General features: G+C 74.2%; 15 protein-coding genes. 8 read left to right on the top strand and 7 right to left on the bottom strand.

From position 1 onward, the window contains the following. Positions 1–148: 148 nt before the first annotated feature. Together VK501_RS21765 and VK501_RS21760 are read right to left on the bottom strand one after the other, a co-directional pair. Entirely contained in the window at positions 149–1,072 is a 924-nt protein-coding gene (locus tag VK501_RS21765; protein ID WP_324341154.1) for a hypothetical protein, read from the bottom strand. Continuing rightward, positions 1,069–1,626 carry an RNA polymerase sigma factor gene (locus VK501_RS21760; protein ID WP_324341152.1) on the bottom strand — a complete coding sequence of 186 codons (558 nt, stop codon included), beginning with the start codon at positions 1,624–1,626 and terminating at the stop codon, positions 1,069–1,071. The genes VK501_RS21765 and VK501_RS21760 overlap by 4 nt, the downstream gene beginning before the upstream one ends. A 101-nt stretch (positions 1,627–1,727) precedes the next feature. Between VK501_RS21760 and VK501_RS21755 the strand changes: the two genes are divergently transcribed. Together VK501_RS21755 and VK501_RS21750 are read left to right on the top strand one after the other, a co-directional pair. Then, positions 1,728–2,048: a DUF3817 domain-containing protein gene (locus VK501_RS21755; RefSeq protein ID WP_324341150.1), complete on the top strand. Its 321-nt coding sequence runs from the start codon at positions 1,728–1,730 to the stop codon at positions 2,046–2,048. Positions 2,049–2,175: 127 nt separating this feature from the next. After that, positions 2,176–3,135, top strand: coding sequence for a helix-turn-helix domain-containing protein (locus VK501_RS21750; protein ID WP_324341148.1), 960 nt, complete (start codon positions 2,176–2,178; stop codon positions 3,133–3,135). Positions 3,136–3,180: 45 nt separating this feature from the next. Here VK501_RS21750 and VK501_RS21745 read toward each other — a convergent pair whose 3' ends face one another. Both VK501_RS21745 and VK501_RS21740 read right to left on the bottom strand, forming a co-directional pair. After that, complete coding sequence (locus VK501_RS21745) at positions 3,181–5,025, bottom strand: CheR family methyltransferase (protein WP_324341146.1); 1,845 nt, start codon at positions 5,023–5,025, stop codon at positions 3,181–3,183. Continuing rightward, a complete protein-coding gene (locus VK501_RS21740; RefSeq protein ID WP_324341144.1) occupies positions 5,022–6,053 on the bottom strand; it encodes a chemotaxis protein CheB in 1,032 nt (343 codons plus the stop codon). The genes VK501_RS21745 and VK501_RS21740 overlap by 4 nt, the downstream gene beginning before the upstream one ends. Positions 6,054–6,213: 160 nt before the next feature. Between VK501_RS21740 and VK501_RS21735 the strand changes: the two genes are divergently transcribed. After that, on the top strand, positions 6,214–7,770 hold the full coding sequence (locus tag VK501_RS21735; RefSeq protein WP_324341142.1) for an acyl-CoA carboxylase subunit beta: 1,557 nt from the start codon (positions 6,214–6,216) through the stop codon (positions 7,768–7,770). Here the strand turns inward: VK501_RS21735 and VK501_RS21730 are convergent. Beyond that, positions 7,727–10,732: a sensor domain-containing protein gene (locus tag VK501_RS21730; RefSeq protein ID WP_324341140.1), complete on the bottom strand. Its 3,006-nt coding sequence runs from the start codon at positions 10,730–10,732 to the stop codon at positions 7,727–7,729. The genes VK501_RS21735 and VK501_RS21730 overlap by 44 nt on opposite strands. A 270-nt stretch (positions 10,733–11,002) precedes the next feature. Here VK501_RS21730 and VK501_RS21725 point away from each other — a divergent pair, with 270 nt between their 5' ends. The 5 genes from VK501_RS21725 (at position 11,003) to proS (ending at position 15,880) form a co-directional block, all read left to right on the top strand. Continuing rightward, positions 11,003–12,127 (top strand): GAF domain-containing sensor histidine kinase, encoded by a 1,125-nt coding sequence (locus VK501_RS21725; protein WP_324341138.1) that lies wholly within the window; start codon positions 11,003–11,005, stop codon positions 12,125–12,127. Then, complete coding sequence (locus VK501_RS21720; RefSeq protein WP_324341136.1) at positions 12,124–12,723, top strand: response regulator transcription factor; 600 nt, start codon at positions 12,124–12,126, stop codon at positions 12,721–12,723. The genes VK501_RS21725 and VK501_RS21720 overlap by 4 nt, the downstream gene beginning before the upstream one ends. Before the next feature lie 225 nt (positions 12,724–12,948). After that, the gene (locus VK501_RS21715) at positions 12,949–13,254 is read left to right on the top strand and encodes a hypothetical protein (protein ID WP_324341134.1); all 306 of its coding nucleotides are present in this window, start codon (positions 12,949–12,951) and stop codon (positions 13,252–13,254) included. Next, complete coding sequence (locus tag VK501_RS21710; protein ID WP_324341132.1) at positions 13,247–14,374, top strand: SDR family oxidoreductase; 1,128 nt, start codon at positions 13,247–13,249, stop codon at positions 14,372–14,374. Before VK501_RS21715 ends, VK501_RS21710 begins: the two co-directional genes overlap by 8 nt. Before the next feature lie 96 nt (positions 14,375–14,470). Continuing rightward, on the top strand, positions 14,471–15,880 hold the full coding sequence (gene proS, locus VK501_RS21705; RefSeq protein ID WP_324341130.1) for a proline--tRNA ligase: 1,410 nt from the start codon (positions 14,471–14,473) through the stop codon (positions 15,878–15,880). Between the two features lie 76 nt (positions 15,881–15,956). On the opposite strand, the gene VK501_RS21700 is transcribed toward proS, so the two are convergent. Both VK501_RS21700 and VK501_RS21695 read right to left on the bottom strand, forming a co-directional pair. Further along, the gene (locus tag VK501_RS21700; RefSeq protein ID WP_324341128.1) at positions 15,957–16,916 is read right to left on the bottom strand and encodes a DUF294 nucleotidyltransferase-like domain-containing protein; all 960 of its coding nucleotides are present in this window, start codon (positions 16,914–16,916) and stop codon (positions 15,957–15,959) included. A gap of 59 nt (positions 16,917–16,975) precedes the next feature. After that, the gene (locus VK501_RS21695; protein ID WP_324341127.1) at positions 16,976–17,665 is read right to left on the bottom strand and encodes a TIM barrel protein; all 690 of its coding nucleotides are present in this window, start codon (positions 17,663–17,665) and stop codon (positions 16,976–16,978) included. Positions 17,666–17,731 lie beyond the last annotated feature (66 nt).

Below are 17,731 nucleotides of genomic sequence, written 5' to 3'. Positions count from 1 at the left end.
GCAGTCGTAAGGGCGTCGAGGGTGGCGTGCACACGGCCTCCAAGGTCGGCGTTGCGTTAGCAGCGCCACCCTTCGACGTCCTTGTTATGTCCCCTGGCCGACCCTTCCCGCCCCAGCCGAATACGGAATCAACCGTCTAGGCCGCCGCTCACTTCCTGAGGGTCTCCGCGTGCACGACGCGGCCGTCGGCGGCGCGCTGGCGGACGCGCACCGGACCGGTGTGGCGCGGCAGCCGCAGGACGAAGACGCGGTCGTGGACCGCGAAGGACCGGTGCAGCCCGCCGGCGTCGGCGGTCACGCGCGCCGCGCCGGGAACCGACAGGCCGAGGTAGACGCCGGAGCTCGAGCCGCTCACGACCCCGACCGGCACCGGCTCGCCCGGCGCGACCGGCATGCCGCTCCCCTGGCCCCCGCGGGGCGTCTCGAGCACCAGGTCGAGGCTCTGGACGCCGGGGATCGTGTCGCGGGCGGCCCGCAGCACCGCCTCGGCCTCGATGCGCAGGCGGCTCGTCGGATCGGGCCGAGCGCGCGCGACCCACGCCAGGCGCGCCGTCCGGCACGCGACGGGGTCGACGATGGCGAGCGACCCGCCGCCGACCTTGGCGAAGAGCACGACCCGCTCGCCGTGGCCGAGCGGCACGGTGCGCGCAGCACCGTCGATCACGGGGTTCCCATGGCTGTACCGGCGCGCCGCACGCATCGCGCCGGGACCGGCGCGGTCCGGCAGGAAGCTGCCCAGGTCGGGGTTGAGCGGCACGTCGGCGAACGTCGGTCCGGCGCCCTCGGGCCGCATGCGGCAGGTCGGGAGGGCCGCGGTCGCCCGCATGGCCTGATACGCCACCTGTCGTCCGCTGAGCGGAGCGTCGTCGTGACCGGCGACCACGCCGAGCTGTGCCGCGGTCGCGACCCCGCCGCCCACCACGAGCGCCGCGACCACGACCAGCAGCCCCCGGCGCCCGCCGCGACCACCGCGCGACCACCACCGGGCCGCGCCGCTGCGGGCGCCGGCACCCTCCCGCCGCTCCCGGACGCTCTCGCGCAGTTGCCGCTCGAGCTCGTCGTATCCGCTCATGCCGGTTCCTCCATTCCACCGCGCAACCGTCGCAACCCTCGATGCACCCGCTGCCGCACGACCGCCTCGGAACACCGCAGCTCCGCGGCGATCTCCGGATACGGCCGCTCGTCGATCACCCGGGCCAGCAGCGCGCCGCGTTGCTCGGCCGGCAGGTCGGCCAGCAGCGCCGCGAGCCGCCCCTCGTCGACCGCCGACGCCAGCTCGTCGACCCGCTCGAGATCGGCGTCCAGCAGTGCGACCGGCTCGTGGCGCAGCCGCTCGCGCGCGCCGGCCTCCACCCGCCCGCGCCGCAGGCTGTCGTGCAGCTTGTGCGCGGCGATGCCGAACAGCCAGCCCGTCGCGCTGCCGCGCGCGGGGTCGTATCCGTCGCAGCCGACCACGACCGCCGCGAACGTCTCGGCGGTCAGGTCGAACGCCAGCTCCCGCCGGCCCGTGCGCCGCAGGTGAAAGCCCGTCACCGCCGCCAGATGGCGGCGGTAGAACACCTCGAAGGCGCGCTCGTCGCCCGCCGCCGTGGCGGCCAGCAGCGCAGCGTCGTCCCGATCGGCCACACGGAGCATCCTCGGTGATTCGCCGCGGCCCGCGCGCTGTGACCGCAGCCACGTGTGACCCTGCGCACCCCCGCCGGGCGCCGGCCTGGTGGAATGTGCGCGTGCCCACCCCCGCCACCGCACCCGCTGCTGCGCCCGCCGCCGCCCGGAAGAAGCTCCTGAACCTCGTGCTGACCGTCGGCCTCGCCGACGCGCTGCTGCTCGTCGTGCTCGTCTACTTCGCGTTCGTCGACCGCAGCGACAACGCCGTCCACGTCCTCGGCCCCATCCACGGCCTCGGCTTCCTCGCGCTGCTGGGCCTGACCGCCAACGGCGCCCTCCAGGCGTTCTGGGGCTGGTGGTTCCCCGCGGTGGTGCTCGTCACCGGCGGGCCGGTCGGCTCGATCGTCGGCGACTTCGTGCTGCGCCGCCGGATCGACTGACCGATCGCGAGAGCGCTGCGGCGCGGCAACACGCCGCCGCCGTTGCGCATCGCGCCTCGCTGCTGCACCATGGAGGCTCCCGAGGCCACGCACCCGCGCGTCGCCGGATCGGACACCTCGCGCCATCGTGATCTCCGATGCCTTCGTCAACCTCCTCGACGTCGAGCCCGATCTCGCCTCGCGCCTGCGCGACGACGACCGCGCCGAGGCGGCGCAGCAGCTGCGGATGCACCTGCTCGACGTCCCCGCCGGCGACTGGCTGGCCGCGGCCGGCGGGCGGCCGGGCCCGCTCGGCTTCATGGTCGTCGAGGGCCTGCTGCTGCAGGAGGTGCGCCTCGCGTCGCGCAGCGCGATGCAGCTGCTCGGCCCGGGCGACGTGGTGCTCCCCGGCTGCTCCTCCAGCGAGATGCTCGACGCCGAGGTGCGCTGGTCGGCCGCCGTGCCCAGCCGCGTCGCGATCCTCGACGAGCGTGTCCTGCAGGGCTGCTTCGGCCTCTGGCCAGGGCTCGGGCTCGGGCTCGTGGAGCGGACCGGCGGACAGCTCATGCGGACCGCGATGCACGCCGCGATCGCCCAGCTGCCGCGCGTCGACCAGCGCCTGGAGGCGATGTTCTGGGACCTCGCCGGCCGCTGGGGGCACGTGACGCCGTCCGGGATCCACCTTCCGCTGCCCCTGTCGCATGAGGTGCTCGCGCGGCTGGTCGGCGGCCGGCGGCCGACAATCACCCTCGCGCTCAAGGCGATGGCCGACCGCGGCATCGTCGCCCGGCGGCCCGACCGCACGTGGCTGCTCGTCGCGCCCGAGCCCAGCCTGCCGACCGAAGGCCTGATCGGCGCGGCGCCGCGGCTGCCGGCGTTCCCTGCCGCGACGATCACCCCGGTGATCCGCAAGGAGCCGTGGGAGCCGGAGGCCCGGCGCGAGCTGCTGGCCACCGCGAGCCGGGTGCGGGCGCTGCACGCCGAGCAGGGCCAGCGCCTCGCGGCCAACCGGCAGCGCTACGAGCAGACGCGCGCCCACAGCCGCGAGCTGCGCGAGCGCATCGAGGCCCGGCGGGCGCGGCGCCCCACCCGACGCGACCGCGCGTAGATGAGTTGTTCCACGGGTCCGCTGCCGCCTCGTGGAACAACCCATCTAGGCCAACGCCGGCTCCATCAGCACGATCACGCCGGTGACCTCGTCGCTGCCGACCGTGAGCGGCAGCGCCGTCACGCGACACCGCAGCGCGCGGCCACGGCGGTCGTTGGCGACGACGACGAGCTCGGTGCGCTCGCCGGCCAGGGCGGAGCGGACGCCGGTCCGGAGCTCCTGCACCGGCAGCCCGATGTCGAGGCCGAGGAAGTGCTGGTCGACGGCCTCGCCGGCCCGGATGCCCCACAGCTCCTCGGCGTGGCGGTTCCACACCTGCACCATCTGGCCGGCGTCGAGCACCGCGAGCGCGACGCCCATGCTCGCGAGGATCGCCTCGAGGAACGCGTTGGACTGGTCGAAGTCCTGCGAACGCGTCCGGAGCTCGTCGTTGATCGTCTCGAGCTCCTCGTTGGTCGACTGGAGCTCCTCGTTCATCGTCTCGAGCTCCTCGTTGGTCGACTGGAGCTCCTCGTTGGTCGTCTCCAGCTCCTCGTTGGTCGACTGGAGCTCCTCGTTGGTCGTCTCCAGCTCCTCGACCGTCGACTGCAGCTCCTCGTAGGCCTGCTCCAGATCGTGCTTGGAGCGCTCCAGCTCGTCCTGCAGGCTCTGCGCGTGCGTGACGTCGACGTAGGAGACGCTCGTCCCGTCGGCGTGGTCGCCGTTGCGCAGCGGCGTGAGCTGGACGTCGAGCACGCGCACGTCGCCGTCGCGGATGTTCCACGGCACCGCCCGCAGCTGCACGGGATGGCCGTCGAGCCGCAGGCGGTCGAGATGGGAGCGCAGCTCGATCGGGCGGTAGGAGAGCTCGAGATCCTGCAGCGGACGGCCGACGCTGCCGCCGTCCAGCGAGAACATCGAGCGGGCCGCCTGGTTGACCGACACCACCGTGCCCCGCGCGTCGAGGATCAGCTGGGCGACGGGGCCGGCGTCGAACGCGCTGTCGCGCAGCGAGGCCGGCTGCTCGCCGGACCCGCCCTCGAGCGGTGGGCTTGCGGCGAAGTCCAGCGGCTCGTCGTGCGCCGCGCGCGCCGTCTTGCGGAACACGCGCCGCTTGAGGTCGGTCGGCGAGAACAGGTCGGCGTGGCTGATGAGCATCTCGGACTTGCCGAGGACCAGCACGCCGGCGGGATCCAGGCCGAAGTGGAAGCGCCGCAGGATCCGCGCCTGCGTCTCCGCGTTGAAGTACATCAACGTGTTGCGGCAGAAGAGCACGTCGATGCGGGAGATGGGCGCGTCCTGCACGAGGTCGTTGCGCCCGAAGATGACGGTGCGGCGCAGGTCCTGCCGGAACACGTAGCCCGAAGGCGAGCGCTCGAAGCAGCGGTCCAGCCCCTCCGCCGGCACGGCCTCGACCTGCTTGGCCGTGTAGGTCGCGGCGCGCGCGGTCGCCAGGGCGTCATCGTCGACGTCTGTGGCGTAGATCTTCACGCGCGCCGTGTACGCCGCATCGCCCAGCAGGGCGGAGAGCAGGATCGCGATCGTGTAGGGCTCCTCACCGGAGGCGCACCCTGCGCACCAGATGCGGATCGGCGCGTCCGGGGCGCGCCGGGCCACGACCGCGGGGAGGATCTCGTCGCGCAGGTGCTCCCACAGCGGCGGGTCGCGGAAGAACGACGTGACGTTGATCAGGATGGTGTTGAACAGCTCGGCGAACTCGTCCGGGTGGACTTCCAGGAAGTCCTGGTAGTCGCCGTGGCCGGCGCAGCCGACCTGCTCCATCCGCTTGCCGATGCGGCGCTGGAGGCTGGAGCGCTTGTACCCGGTGAAGTCGAACCCGCGGTTGCGCTTGACGAACTCCAGCAGCCCGTCGAGATCGAGGTCGGTCCGCGTTGCGGCGTCGACGGTCATCCAGTGGCCTCCTCGTGGGCGGGGACGTGGGTGTGCGTGTCGGTGTCGCCGGTCGGCAGGGCCGCGTCGTCGAGCGACACGATCGCGACGCGGATCGTGGCGGCCTGATCGACCGCCTCCAGGGCGCTGACCTCGAACTGCCGCGCGGTGCGCTCGTTGCCGGTCGATCGTGCGCGCTCGGCCATGCGGCGCAGGAGCGTCGCACGGTCCTGCAGGGTGCGCGCCGCAGTCCACATCGCGCGCTCGACGTCCTCGGCGTGCGCGGACAGCATGCTCCGCGGTGAGTAGAGGTGCCCGACGTGGCACGCGAACTGCAGCGCGCCGCCGCGGTTGCGCTCGGTCATCACGCCACCGCACTCCGGGCAGGTGATGGTCAGGACCACGCCGTCCGCCGCGTCGGAGGCGCGGCGGCCCGACGAGCGCTCCAGCATGGTGCCGCTCCCCGCGACGAGGCGCACGAGGGCCGGCCCGATCGCGGCGGCCGGCAGCACCGCGTCGACGGCCGCACCGGCGATCGCGTTGGCGGGCATGTCGCCGTACTGCGCCTCCTGCGGCTCCTGCACCAGCGCCACGCCTCCGTGTCGCTTGACCTCCGCCAGCCCCGCCGTGCCGTCGTCGCGGGCGCCCGACAGCAGCACGCCGCAGCACGCCGCTCCGTAGCCCTCGGCGGCGCTGCGGAACAGCGGGTCGATCGCCGGGCGGTGCCCGTTCTCCCGCGCGCCGCGCAGCAGCCGGACATGGCCGTCCTCGACGACGAGGTGCCGGTCGGGCGGCGCGACCGTCAGCTGCCCGGGCCTCAGCGCGAGGCCGTCCTGCGCCGTCTCGACCCGCAGCGTCCCGGCACGGGACAGGATGTGCGGCAGGACGCTCGTGCCGGTCGCGGAGACGTGCACGACCACCAGGACGGTCGCGGCGAGCTGCGCCGGCAGGGCCTCGATGACCGTGCGCAAGGGCTGCAGCCCGCCCGCCGAGGCCCCGATGACGATGAGCCGGGTGGGGGGCGCCGCCGTGGTCTGGGGCTCGGTCAAGAGATCCTCACCACCGAACTCTACGCCGAACGCGCCAAGCCGCAGAAGCGCGGCCGGGCTCCCGCCGGGTTGGTTCCCAGCCTCCTGGGCGAGTCGGGCGTGGACCGCGACGGCGCCGAAGCGGACGCCTGACCGCGCACGTCTGCTGAGATGCCGGGCCATGACGCCCGCGCCGCCGCCCGACCGCGACATCGAGCCCGACGTCGTCGCGCAGCTGCGCGAGCGGCGCGACCGGATCCGCGCCGAGATGGGCGGCATGGCCCGCATCGAGCGCCTCCACGCCCGCGGGGAGCGCACCATCCGCGAGCATCTGGACGCGCTGCTCGACGACGGCTCGTTCGACGAGGTCGGCACGTTCGTGCGCTCCCTGCGTCCCGAGGACCACGACGACACGCCCGGCGACGGGAAGGTCGGCGGCCACGGGACCATCGACGGGCGCCCGGTCACGGTCGCCGGCGACGACATCACCGTCAAGCGCGGCTCGTCGTCGCCGATGGGCTCGCGCCGCCTCGGCCGCCTCTTCGCCCACGCCGAGCAGTGCGGGCACCCGATCGTGTACTTCGGCGCCACCGGCGGCGCGCGCATCCCCGACTCGCTGGGCTCGGCCGGGTTCGCGCAGGTCGCCGTGGACGTCAACCTCTTCCGCCGCCGCCGGCGCGTGCCGTTCATCACCGTGATCGTCGGCGACTCGTTCGGCGGCTCGTCGTTCGTCTCGGCCGCGTCGGACCTCGTCATCCAGGTGCGCGGGACGTGCCTGGCGGTCACCTCGCCGCTGGTCGCCAAGATCGCCACCGGCGAGGAGCTGACCAACGACGAGCTCGGCGGCGCCGACGTCCATGCCCGCACGACCGGCCAGATCGACCTGATCGCCGAGGACTACGACGAGGCATATGCCTTGATCCGCCGCGCGCTGGAGCACCTGCCGGCCAACGCCGCGCAGCGTGCGCCGCGCACGGCGGCGGGCGACCGCGCACCGCTGGCGCCCGATCCCGAGCTGGCCGAGATCGTCCCGCGCCGGCGCGCCCGCGCCTACGACGTGCACAAGGTGCTGCGCCGCGTGCTCGACGCGGACTCGCTGCTGGAGCTCGGCGCCGGCTTCGGGCGCGGCCTCGTGTGCGGCCTCGGGCGCCTCGACGGCCACGCCGTCGGCGTCGTCGCCAGCCAGCCGAAGTTCTTCGCCGGCGCGCTGGACCCCGCCGCGTGCGAGAAGGCCGTCAAGCTGCTGTGCCTGTGCGACGCGTTCGACCTGCCGGTCCTGTTCTTCCAGGACGTGCCCGGCTTCTTCGTCGGCAAGCAGGTCGAGCACGACGGCATGCTCAAGCACGCGATCCGGTTGCAGACCGCGCTAGCGCTCTCGGAGACGCCGAAGCTCACCGTGCTCCTGCGCAAGGCCTATGGGTTGGCCTACTTCAGCCTCGGCGGCAACGACACCGGGGTCGACGCCGTCTACGCCTGGCCGTCGGCCGAGATCTCGTTCATGGATCCGCTCGTGGCCGCCAACGTCGTCGCCGGAGGCGACGAGGCGCAGCGAGACGCGCTGGCCGGCGCGATGCGCGCCGACATCGACCCCTACGGGGCCGCCGGCCTGATGAAGGTCGACGAGATCATCGACCCGGCGGACACGCGCCCGACCCTCGCGCGGGTGCTCGGGCGGCTCGAGGGCCGCCCGGCCGTCAACGGGGCGGCGCGGCCGCTGGCGAGCTGGCCGACGTGCTGAGCAGCTCGCCCAGCGCGCCGGGCGCGATCGGGCGGCTGAAGAGGTAGCCCTGGCCCAGGGCGCAGCCCAGGCCCGCGAGCTCGTCGCGCTGTGCGGCGGTCTCGACGCCCTCGGCGACGACCTCGAAGCGCAGCGTGCGCGCCATGTCGAGCACGGCGCGGACGATCGACCAGCCTTGGCGCAGCGACGGCTCGGACGGCAGGAACGAGCGGTCGAGCTTGAGGGTGTCGAGCGGGAACTCGCTCAGCGACGACAGCGACGAGTAGCCCGTGCCGAAGTCGTCGAGCGCGATCCGCACGCCGAGCTCGCGCAGGGCGTGCAGCGCCCGCGTCGCCCCCGCCGGGTCGTCCATCAGCGCGGTCTCGGTGACCTCGACGCAGAAGCGCTCCGCCGCGACGCCGTGCTCGGCCAGCGCCGCGGCGACGTCGCCGACCAGCCCGGGATCGCTCAGCTGGCGGCGCGACACGTTCACGCCGACCGTCAGCTGCGGCCAGCGCGCGGCGTGGCATGCGGCGTCGCGGATGACCCAGCGGCCGAGGTCGACGATGCGGCCGGTGCGCTCGGCGAGGCCGATGAACGCGTCGGGCATGATCAGCCCGCGGTCGGGGTGGTGCCAGCGCACGAGGGACTCGGCCCCGACGATCCGGCCGTCGGCCAGCGACACGATCGGCTGGAAGGCGAGGACGAGCTCGTCGCGCGCCAGCGCCCGGTCCAGGTCGTTGGTCAGCGCGACGCGCTGCAGCGCACGGGTGCGCATCGCGTGCTCGAAGATCTCGTAGCCGCCCGGCCCGGCGGCCTTGGCGCGGTGCATCGCCAGGTCCGCGTCGCGCAGCAGGCCCTCGGCGTCGCCGTCGTCGCCCGCGCCCGCCAGCGCGATGCCGATGCTCGCCGTGCACCGGACCTCCTCGCCGACGACCGGCACCGGGAGCGGCTCCGCGGTCGCCGCCAGCAGCCGCTCGGCGACGCCCAGCGCCTCCTCGGGATCCTCGAGCCCCTCGCACAGCGCGACGAACTCGTCGGCGCCGAGGCGGGCCAGCGTGTCGTTGGCGCGCAGCGCGCCCTGCAGCCGCGGCGCGAGCGCGCGCAGGAGCTCGTCGCCCGCGTCGTGGCCGTAGGTGTCGTTGACGTTCTTGAAGTCGTCGAGGTCGAGGACCAGCACCGCGAGCGCCTTGCCGTCGCGCCGGGCGCGCGGGAGCGCGAGGCGCACGCGGTCGACCAGCAGGGCGCGGTTGGGCAGGCGCGTCAGCGGGTCGTGCAGCGTGCGGTGGCGCAGCTCCTGCTCGGCGGCCTCGCGGCGCAGCGCGGCAGTCAGCACGTTGGCCGCCGAGCGCAGGAAGGCGACGTCGTACTCGTTCAGGCGGGTGCCGCCGCGGGCATGGACGGCCAGCACCGCGAACGGCGCCTCACCCTCCCCGAGGACCGCCACGGCCGCGCCGCAGTGCACGCCGGCGGCAACCAGCGCGGCGGTGTCGATGCCCGGCGGCGCGACGGCCACGTCGTCGAGAACGACCGCATCCGGCGCGTCGAGGACCGCGACCGCGTGGCCGCGGGCCGGCTCGCCGTCCCAGCCCTCGGCGGCGAGGATCTCTCCCGCGTCGCAGGCCTCGAGCAGCGTGGCGTACGGCGCGTCGAGGGTCGCGGCGGCGGTGCGCGTCGCCTCGGCGAACAGGTCGGCCAGCGACTCCACCGACAGCGCGTGGCGGCCGAGCGCGGCCAGGGCGGCCTCACGGCGTCGGGCGGCCACGCGCGCGGTGATGTCCTGCAGCTGCACGATCGCGTGCTGCGCCACGCCGGCGTCGTCGCGCACGAGCGCGACGGTCACCGATCCGTGCCGGTCGTGACCGTGGACGTCGCGGTAGCGGCCGTCCTGCTGGAACCCGTCGCGCTCGCCGCGCAGCAGCTCGCCGAGCTCGGTGCCGTCGAGCTCGTCGGGGTGCTGGAACTCGGTGATGCACGCGCCGACGAGCCGCTGCGGCGGGCCGCCGAGCAGCTCGCACATGGCGCGGTTGACCTTGTGCACGACGCCGTCGAGCCCGACCAGCAGCATGCCGGTCCCGGCGTCCTCGAACGCGCGCTCGAAGCGCCGCTCGCTCTGGCGCATGCGCTCCTCGGCCACGCGACGGCCGGTGACGTCCTCGTACTCGGCGAAGTAGCCGGCGCGCTCGCCGCCGCCGTCCTGCAGGGCCGTCGCGCGGACCGCGACCCACCGGATCTCGCCCCCGGGCCGCACGTAGCGCTTCTCGAACGCGATGTGGCCCTCGCGATGGATGACGTCCATCCAGTCCGCGGTGATCGCGGCGTCGTCGGGATGGCCGACCGCGGAGGGCAGCGTGCCGGCCAGCTCGGCCTCGTCGCGGCCGAGCATCGCGGCGAGCGCAGGGTTGACGCGGTGCCAGCGCCCCTCGTGGTCGAGGAAGGCCATGCCGCGGACGCCCTGGCGGAAGCCGCGCTCGAGCTGCTCCTGCGTGGCCTGCAGCGAGGTGACCAGCCCGCGCGTGATGACGCCGACCACGAGCACCGACCCGGTCGCGACCAGCCACCACGAGGCATAGGTCTGCAACGCGAGCGGATCGTCGACGCGCGCGGCCTGCACGGCGAAGGCGCCGGCCAGCGTCACGGCCGCCAGCGCGGTCATCACGGTGCCGGCCCGGCGCCCGGCCATGAACGCGAACGGCGCGATCCACACGTACATGTAGCCCGCGCCGTAGGGCGTCGGGCGCGAGGCGACCGCGACGGCGATCAGGAAGGTGCACAGCGCGCAGACCCACGCGACGTGCGACAGCGTGACCTCCCGGGCGCGCAGCAGGATCGTGGCGCCCAGCACGACGCCGGCGGCGCCCGCGACACCGGTCGCCACCAAGCTCCCCGCCAGCTCGGCGCGCACGAGCGTCACGAGCCCAGCGGCCAGGATGACCGTGCCGAAGGCACGGACGAGGCGAGGCGGTGCGGGCGTGGACGCCATCAAGAGGGCAGTCGGTCTGCGCGCGCCGAACTTGATGGGTCGTCCTCGCGCCGTGTCTGACCGCGCCGGCGCATCCCCCATCCGGGTAGTCAGCGACGTCCGGGCACTCCCCCCACGCCCGCGCCGACCGGCAAGGTGGGCTACGGTGCCCGCTCACATGGGATCTGGTCAGGACTCCCGCCGGCTTCGGGACGCTGGTAACCGTGAGCGCGTTCCTTCTCCTCTGGTGGGCCGGGCGCTTCTGGTGCCCGGCCCATCGACCCTTCCGCGATGGAGCTGACCGGCGCGCACGGCGGAGCCACGCCGTTCTCCCCCATCGCCTCGCTGCACCTGTTCGTGTCGCTGCTCGGCGAGGTCGAGCACGCCACGCCCGAGGCGCCGGGGGCGTTCTACAACCGCCTCGCCGAGGCCGTCTGCCGGCTGGGCTCCATGCGCCGCGCGGTCGTCTTCGTCTACGACGACGTCGCCCGGCGCGTGCGCGTCGTGGGGTCGCACGAGGTCGACATCGAGCTCTTCGACGGCCACATCCTGGCCATCGAGACCGCGCCGATCGCCGGCCGCGCGCTGGACCTCGACCAGGTCCTGGAGGGCAGCGCCGACGAGCTGGCCGCGCCCTACGACACGCTGCTGGGCCTCGAGCACCTGGTGTGCGTGCCGCTGGCCGCCGGCGGCCGCGGCTTCGGCGTGATCATCGCCGAGGGCACCCAGCGGTCGCTGTCGGAGGAGGAGCGCGAGGCGCTGCGCTCGCTGGGCAAGGTGTGCGCGCTCGCCCTGTCGGCGCGACTCGCGACGCGCCAGCAGTCCGACGCCCGCCACCTCGCCGACCGCATCGACCTCGCGCGCGAGATCCACGAGCGCGTGGTGCAGCGCGTCTTCGGCGTCGTGATGGCGCTGCAGTCCGGCGCGCTGCTGGACGAGGCCGACCAGCGCCGGGCCGCCGCCGAGCTCGGCCACGCCCTGGACGACCTGCGCGACGCGATGGGCCGCCCGCTGGCGGCGACCACGCGGCTGGTCACCTCGACGCTGCGCGACGAGCTCGTGCGCCTGCAGGGCAACGCGCCCGACGGCGCGATCGAGGTCGCCTGGCAGGACGGCCTGAGCATCCCCACCGCCTTCGAGCCCGTGACGCAGTCGGTGCTCGGCGAGGCGATCCGCAACGCCCGCCGCCATGCGACGCCGGGTCACATCGCGGTCGCGGTCCGCGGCGACGCCGACACCGTCGAGCTGGAGATCACCAACGACGGCGTGAGCGCCGCGCAGCGCGGCGGCGCCGGCATGGGCCTGCGGATCGCCGCGTTCGAAGCGCTACAACATGGGGCATCCCTGACGTTCGGACCCACGGGGCCGGAGCATTGGCACGTGCGCCTCGTCCTTCCCCGACCGGAGCCCGCATGACCGACCGCAACCTCCGTGTGCTCGTCGTCGACGACCATCAGGTCGTACACTGGGGCCTGCGCCTCATGCTCGGCCGCCTCGACTGGGTCGAGCGCTGCATCCCGGCCAGCTCGGGCGCCCAGGCGACCGACTTCGCGCGCCGCTACGAGCCGCACGTCGCGCTCGTGGACCTGTTCGTCGGCGAGGAGTCCGGACCGGAGATCGTCGGCAAGATCCACGAGGCCTCGCCGGGCACGCGCTCGCTGCTGTACTCGGGCGCGGGCCGGCTGTCGGCCAAGGCCGCGCGCGCGGCGGGCGCGCACGGGTTCATCACCAAGGAGCGCGACGCCGCCGAGCTGGCCGACGCGATCCGCCGCGTCGGGCGCGGGCTGACGGTGTTCGACGACGCGGCGCCCTCGGGCATGGTGCTCACCGACCGCGAGCGCCAGGTGCTGGAGCGTGTGGCCGGCGGGATGACCAACGCCGAGATCGCCGTCGAGCTGCACCTCTCCCCCAACACGGTCAAGCAGCACGCGTCGGGCATGTTCCGCAAGATCGGCGCCCGCAACCGCACCGAAGCCGTGCAGCGCGCCCAGCGCCTCGGGCTGATCTCCTAGGGGTGCCGTAGGCGGCCAGCGAGGCCGAGGCCCACGACGGCCAGCCGTCGCCGCCGGAGGTGGGTCCCCGGTCGCGATAGCGACACAGTCTCCTAGTTATAGGTCGCTGCACCTGGACCGGCGGTCCTGCACCGCATCGGGTGCTTTGGACGGACCAGGGGTCGTAGAACCGCTGTCGGCGGGGGACCCTGGAGACGTGCTGGAACCCAAAGGCCTGGTGACGCCATGAGCGTCGCCTGCGGCCGGTACGCCGCCGCGTTCACGCTCGACGACCCCGATGCGATCGTCGGAGCGGCCCTGAGCTGCCCCGCCTGCCTCGACGGCGGGACGCGCCTGACCGTCGGCATGGCCGGCGAGCGCCTCGACGCCCGCTGCAGCTGCCTGTCCTGCGGCAGCACCTGGTCGCTGACGCTGGCGCCGCAGCAGGCGCTGCGCCTCAGCCTCGACCCGCCCCGGACGGCCGACGTCCACTTCAGCGCCCAGCTTCCGCCGGCGCTCCTTCCCCTCGACCTGGAGGATCTCGATGCGTGACTCCCGTCGCGGCGGCCTCCTGCTCACCGGCGCCTCGGGCTTCGTCGGCCAGAGCGTCCTTGCGCGCTGGCTCGCCCGCACCGACCGTCCCGTCACCGTCCTGGTGCGCGCCGGCGACGACGACGCCGCCCAGGCGCGCGTCGAGGCGCTGCTCGCCGACGGTCCGCCACGTCGCGCGCCGCTGCGGGCGCTGGCGTCCGACGTCACCGACTTCGACCCCGCCGAGCTGGCCCAGCGCATCCTCGCCGGCGGCCACGACATCGACGAGATCATCCACTCGGCCGCCTGCGTGCGGTTCGACCAGGAGATCGACGACGCCCGCGCCGTCAACGTCGCCGGCACCGCTCGCATGGTCGAGCTGGCCCAGCTCCTGCACGCCGCCCGGCCGCTGCGCCGCTACGTGCAGGTCTCCACCGCGTTCGTCGCCGGCGCCCACACCGGGCCGTTCGGCGAGCGCGACCGCCGCATCGGCCAAGGCTTCCGCAACACCTACGAGCAGTCCAAGATCGAGGCCGAGGAGCTCGTGACCGGCCCCGCCGGCGCCGGCCTGCCGCTGCAGATCGTGCGCCCGAGCATCGTCGTCGGCGACCGCGAGTCGGGCTGGACCGCGGCGTTCAACGTGCTCTACGTCCCGCTGCGCGCCCTCGTGGCCGGCGCGGTCGACGCGGTGCCCGAGCAGGACGCCGGCCTGCTCGACGTCGTCCCGGTCGACTACGTCGCCGACGGCCTGCTGGGCCTCACCGACGCGCCGGCCGACGGCCGGACCTACCACCTGACCGCCGGGCGCCACGCGATCACCGTCGGCGAGCTCGCCGACCTGGCGTGCCGCGCCACCGGCCGCAAGCCCCCGCCGCGCGTGACCGCCGAGGCCTTCGCCCAGACGCTCTCGGCCACCGCCGCCGGCCGCGTGCTGGCCGCCAACCTCGGCGACTACCTGCCCTACCTCGACGTGCGCACGACGTTCGACGCGGCAGGCGCCGAGGCGCACCTGTCGCCGCGCGGGATCCGCGTCACGCCGGTCTCCGACTACCTGCACCGGCTCATCGCGTTCGCGCAGGAGCGGCGCTGGGGCCGGCTGCGTCGCGTCCGCGGCGTCACGCCGTCGCTGACGACCGGCTGACCCCGCGCGGGGCGGCGGCCGTCGCCCTGGCGCTGCGCACGGGCTTCGTCGACTGACCGGCCCCCGGCACGCCCCGCCCACTAGGCTCCGACGCCCATGGCCCGCGCTCCCGTCCTCACCCCCCAGGCCGACGACTTCCCCCAGTGGTACCAGGACGTCCTGACCAAGGCCGAGCTCGCCGACAACGGGCCCGTCCGCGGGACGATGGTCATCCGGCCGTACGCGTACTCCATCTGGGAGCGCATGCAGGCCGAGGTCGACCAGCGGATCAAGGCCACCGGGGCCGAGAACGTGTACTTCCCGCTGTTCATCCCGGAGTCGCACCTCCAGCGCGAGGCCGAGCACGTCGAGGGCTTCAGCCCCGAGCTGGCCGTCGTCACGCACGCCGGCGGCAAGGAGCTCACCGAGCCGGTCGTCGTCCGCCCGACGAGCGAGACCGTCTTCGGCGAGTTCATGGCCAAGTGGATCCAGAGCTACCGCGACCTCCCGCTGCTGCTCAACCAGTGGGCCAACGTCGTGCGCTGGGAGCTGCGCCCGCGGATCTTCCTGAGGACCAGCGAGTTCCTCTGGCAGGAGGGCCACACCGCCCACGCCTCACAGGCCGACGCCGCCGCCTACGCGCGCCGCATCCACTTCGAGGTGTACCTCGCGTTCCTGCGCGACGTCCTGGCGATGCCGGTGCTCGTCGGGGTCAAGACCGACACCGAGCGCTTCGCGGGGGCCATCAACACGATGACCTGCGAGGTGATGATGCGGGACGGCAAGGCGCTGCAGATGGCCACCAGCCACGAGCTGGGCCAGAACTTCGCGCGCGCCTTCGACATGGAGTTCAGCGACGCCGACGGCGAGCGCCGCCTGGCGTGGACGACGTCATGGGGCAGCTCGACGCGCATGGTCGGCGGCCTGATCATGGGCCACGGCGACGACAGCGGCCTGCGGGTCCCGCCCGTGGTCGCCCCGATCCAGGTGATCGTGGTCGCCGTCAAGGACGACGACGAGACGCGGCCGGTGGTCGACGCGATCGACCGCGAGCTGCGCGACGCCGGCGTGCGCACGCGCGTCGACGCGCGGCCCGCCGGGCTCGGGCGGCGCCTGACCGAGTGGGAGCTCAAGGGCGTCCCGGTCCGGATCGAGATCGGGCCGCGCGACCTGGCCGAGGGCGTCGTGTCGGTCGTCCGGCGCGACACGGGCGAGAAGGCCGCGGTGCCGGTCGCCGGCGCCGCCGCCGCCGCCCGCGACCTGCTCGAGACCGTGCAGGCCTCGCTGGCCGAGGAGGCGCGCGAGCGTGCCGCCTCGCTGACGCGCGCCGTCACGACGATCGAGGAGGCGCTGGAGGCCGCCCAGACGGGCTTCGCCACGCTGCCGTGGAGCGCCGTCGGCCCCGAGGGCGAGAGGCGCCTGAACGAGAAGGCGGTCTCGGTCCGCTGCGTGCAGACGGCCGACGGCGGCATCCCGGACGACCTCGACGCCGACGACCTCGTCGCGGTGGTGGGCCGCAGCTACTAGCCGCGCCCGGGCGCCGGGCCCTCAGATCGTCACGTAGCGGCGCGAGACTGGGTCACGCTCCCGAGGGTGCTTACGCTCAGATCGTCACGTACCGCCGCGTGACCGGGCCCAGCTCGGTCTCGTGCAGCAGCGCCAGCAGGCCGTTGTCGAGCCCGTTGCCCAGGCGCCGGACCGTGGCGAAGACGGCGTCGGCGTCGCGCGTCTCCTCCGTCAGCGCCTCGAGGACCGCGCGGTGACCGGAGTCCGACAGCAGCGCGATCCACTCCTCGTAGGCGCCGAGCGTGCGCGCGCCCGGCTCGGGGAGCCCGAGATGCAGGAAGGCGCGGGCGAGGCGGTCGGTCGCCGGCTCGGCGAACTGCTCGTCGAGGAAGTCCACCATGTCGCTCGCGCGCACGTAGTGGCACAGCAGCACGGGCAGCAGCCCGCTGACGTAGAGCAGCTTGCGGCTGGTGCGCAGCTTGGCGTTGCGCATGACGAACCGGTCCTCGCCGGCGGCGGCGCGCGTGTCCTGGGCGACCTTGCCCTCGAAGTCGACGGCGATCGTCCGCCAGTAGCGGATGATGTCGTTGAGCAGGAAGCGCGGCGGGCGGTGCGACCGTGACTGGCGCGAGAGGTAGCGCTCCAGCACGCGGCGCTTGACGTGCTGGTGGATTTCGGGCGCGGTGACGGCGACGGACTCCAGCAGCAGGAGCATGCGGCGGGTGAGGTTGGCGCTGTCGTCCTCGGCTAGGCCGATGTGCTCGACCAGCCGCCAGGCGTGGAAGGCGCCGCCGAACATCTGCTGGCCGCCGGGCGGCGCGCCCTCGTCCTCGAGCAGGAGCCGGACGGTCTCGACGGCGCGCACCACGCGCGGGTCGTCGAGCGGCAGGTCGGGATCGTCGACCACGAGCGCCCAGTCGACGTCGCTGTCGATGGTCAGCTCGCCGCGCCCCCAGGAGCCGAAGAGCACGAGCGCCGTGCGATCGGGCAGCGCCGCGTGGGCGACCTTCTCGCGCAGCGCGTCGAGGCGGGCGGCCGTCGAGGCGCGCGCGGCCACCAGCGTGCGGAACCGCCCGGGCGCGCCGGGCAGCTCCTCGAGCGCGCCGGCGGGGCTCGCTATCGGTCGGCCAGTGGCGCTTCGAGGATCCACGGCACGTCCCGGCAGCGATCCAGCAGCTCGGCGAACCGCTCCTCGTCGGCGGCGGTCAGCGGCCGGTGATGGCAGCCGGCGTCCAGCGACGAGAGGTGGACGTGGCGCAGTCGCGCGCCGTGCCGGTCAAGGATCTCGCGCGCGACGCCGAGCGTGGGATCGACGGACGCGGCGTGCGGGACGTCGAAGCACAGGCCCGCGGCGGGCAGCGCGGCGAAGAGGTCTGCGAGCTCGGCGGCCGTGCGGCCGGTGGCCTTCCGCGCGTCCATGTTCTCCAGGACGAGCGCGGAGCCCAGCGGACGGTAGGCACGCGGGTTCTCGATCGTGTCGGGATGGACGACGATCGCGTCGACCCGGGCGGCCAGGCGACTGAGGATCGTGACGAGGTCGGGCTCCGACAGCCTCCGCCCCTTCGTCGGCGCGTGGACGCTGACGAACAGGAACGGCAGGACCGTGTTGTCCTGCAGCAGCTCGACGAGGTCCGGCAGCTCGGGCTCCGACAGCGCGGACAGCTCGACGGCCAGCGTCGACGTCGCGACCGCCCGCTCCAGCAGCGCCGGCCAGTCGCCGTGGTCGGCGGTCATGTAGCCCGTGGACGCCCCGACGGTGTGATGCCCCGCGACCTGCGGCGATGCGGGAGCGAGGGCCGGGATCATTGCGGTTGACCCTAGCGACGGGGCCAGACGGCGCGGGAGCGCCAGACCGCAAAATCCAGCGAACGG

It is taken from the genome of Baekduia sp., assembly GCF_035318805.1.
Lineage (GTDB): Bacteria > Actinomycetota > Thermoleophilia > Solirubrobacterales > Solirubrobacteraceae > Baekduia.
The sequence above is the reverse complement of the archived record's forward strand: the minus strand, read 5'-3'. Positions and strand labels throughout refer to the sequence as shown.

What these genes read in the sequence shown, in the direction of transcription:
- VK501_RS21765 (WP_324341154.1), bottom strand. Translation starts at nt 1,072, where the DNA reads ATGAGCGGATACGACGAGCTCGAGCGGCAACTGCGCGAGAGCGTCCGG.
- VK501_RS21745 (WP_324341146.1), bottom strand. Translation starts at nt 5,025, where the DNA reads ATGACCGTCGACGCCGCAACGCGGACCGACCTCGATCTCGACGGGCTG.
- VK501_RS21735 (WP_324341142.1), top strand. Translation starts at nt 6,214, where the DNA reads ATGACGCCCGCGCCGCCGCCCGACCGCGACATCGAGCCCGACGTCGTC.
- VK501_RS21730 (WP_324341140.1), bottom strand. Translation starts at nt 10,732, where the DNA reads ATGGCGTCCACGCCCGCACCGCCTCGCCTCGTCCGTGCCTTCGGCACG.
- VK501_RS21725 (WP_324341138.1), top strand. Translation starts at nt 11,003, where the DNA reads ATGGAGCTGACCGGCGCGCACGGCGGAGCCACGCCGTTCTCCCCCATC.
- VK501_RS21720 (WP_324341136.1), top strand. Translation starts at nt 12,124, where the DNA reads ATGACCGACCGCAACCTCCGTGTGCTCGTCGTCGACGACCATCAGGTC.
- VK501_RS21715 (WP_324341134.1), top strand. Translation starts at nt 12,949, where the DNA reads ATGAGCGTCGCCTGCGGCCGGTACGCCGCCGCGTTCACGCTCGACGAC.
- VK501_RS21710 (WP_324341132.1), top strand. Translation starts at nt 13,247, where the DNA reads ATGCGTGACTCCCGTCGCGGCGGCCTCCTGCTCACCGGCGCCTCGGGC.
- proS (WP_324341130.1), top strand. Translation starts at nt 14,471, where the DNA reads ATGGCCCGCGCTCCCGTCCTCACCCCCCAGGCCGACGACTTCCCCCAG.
- VK501_RS21695 (WP_324341127.1), bottom strand. Translation starts at nt 17,665, where the DNA reads ATGATCCCGGCCCTCGCTCCCGCATCGCCGCAGGTCGCGGGGCATCAC.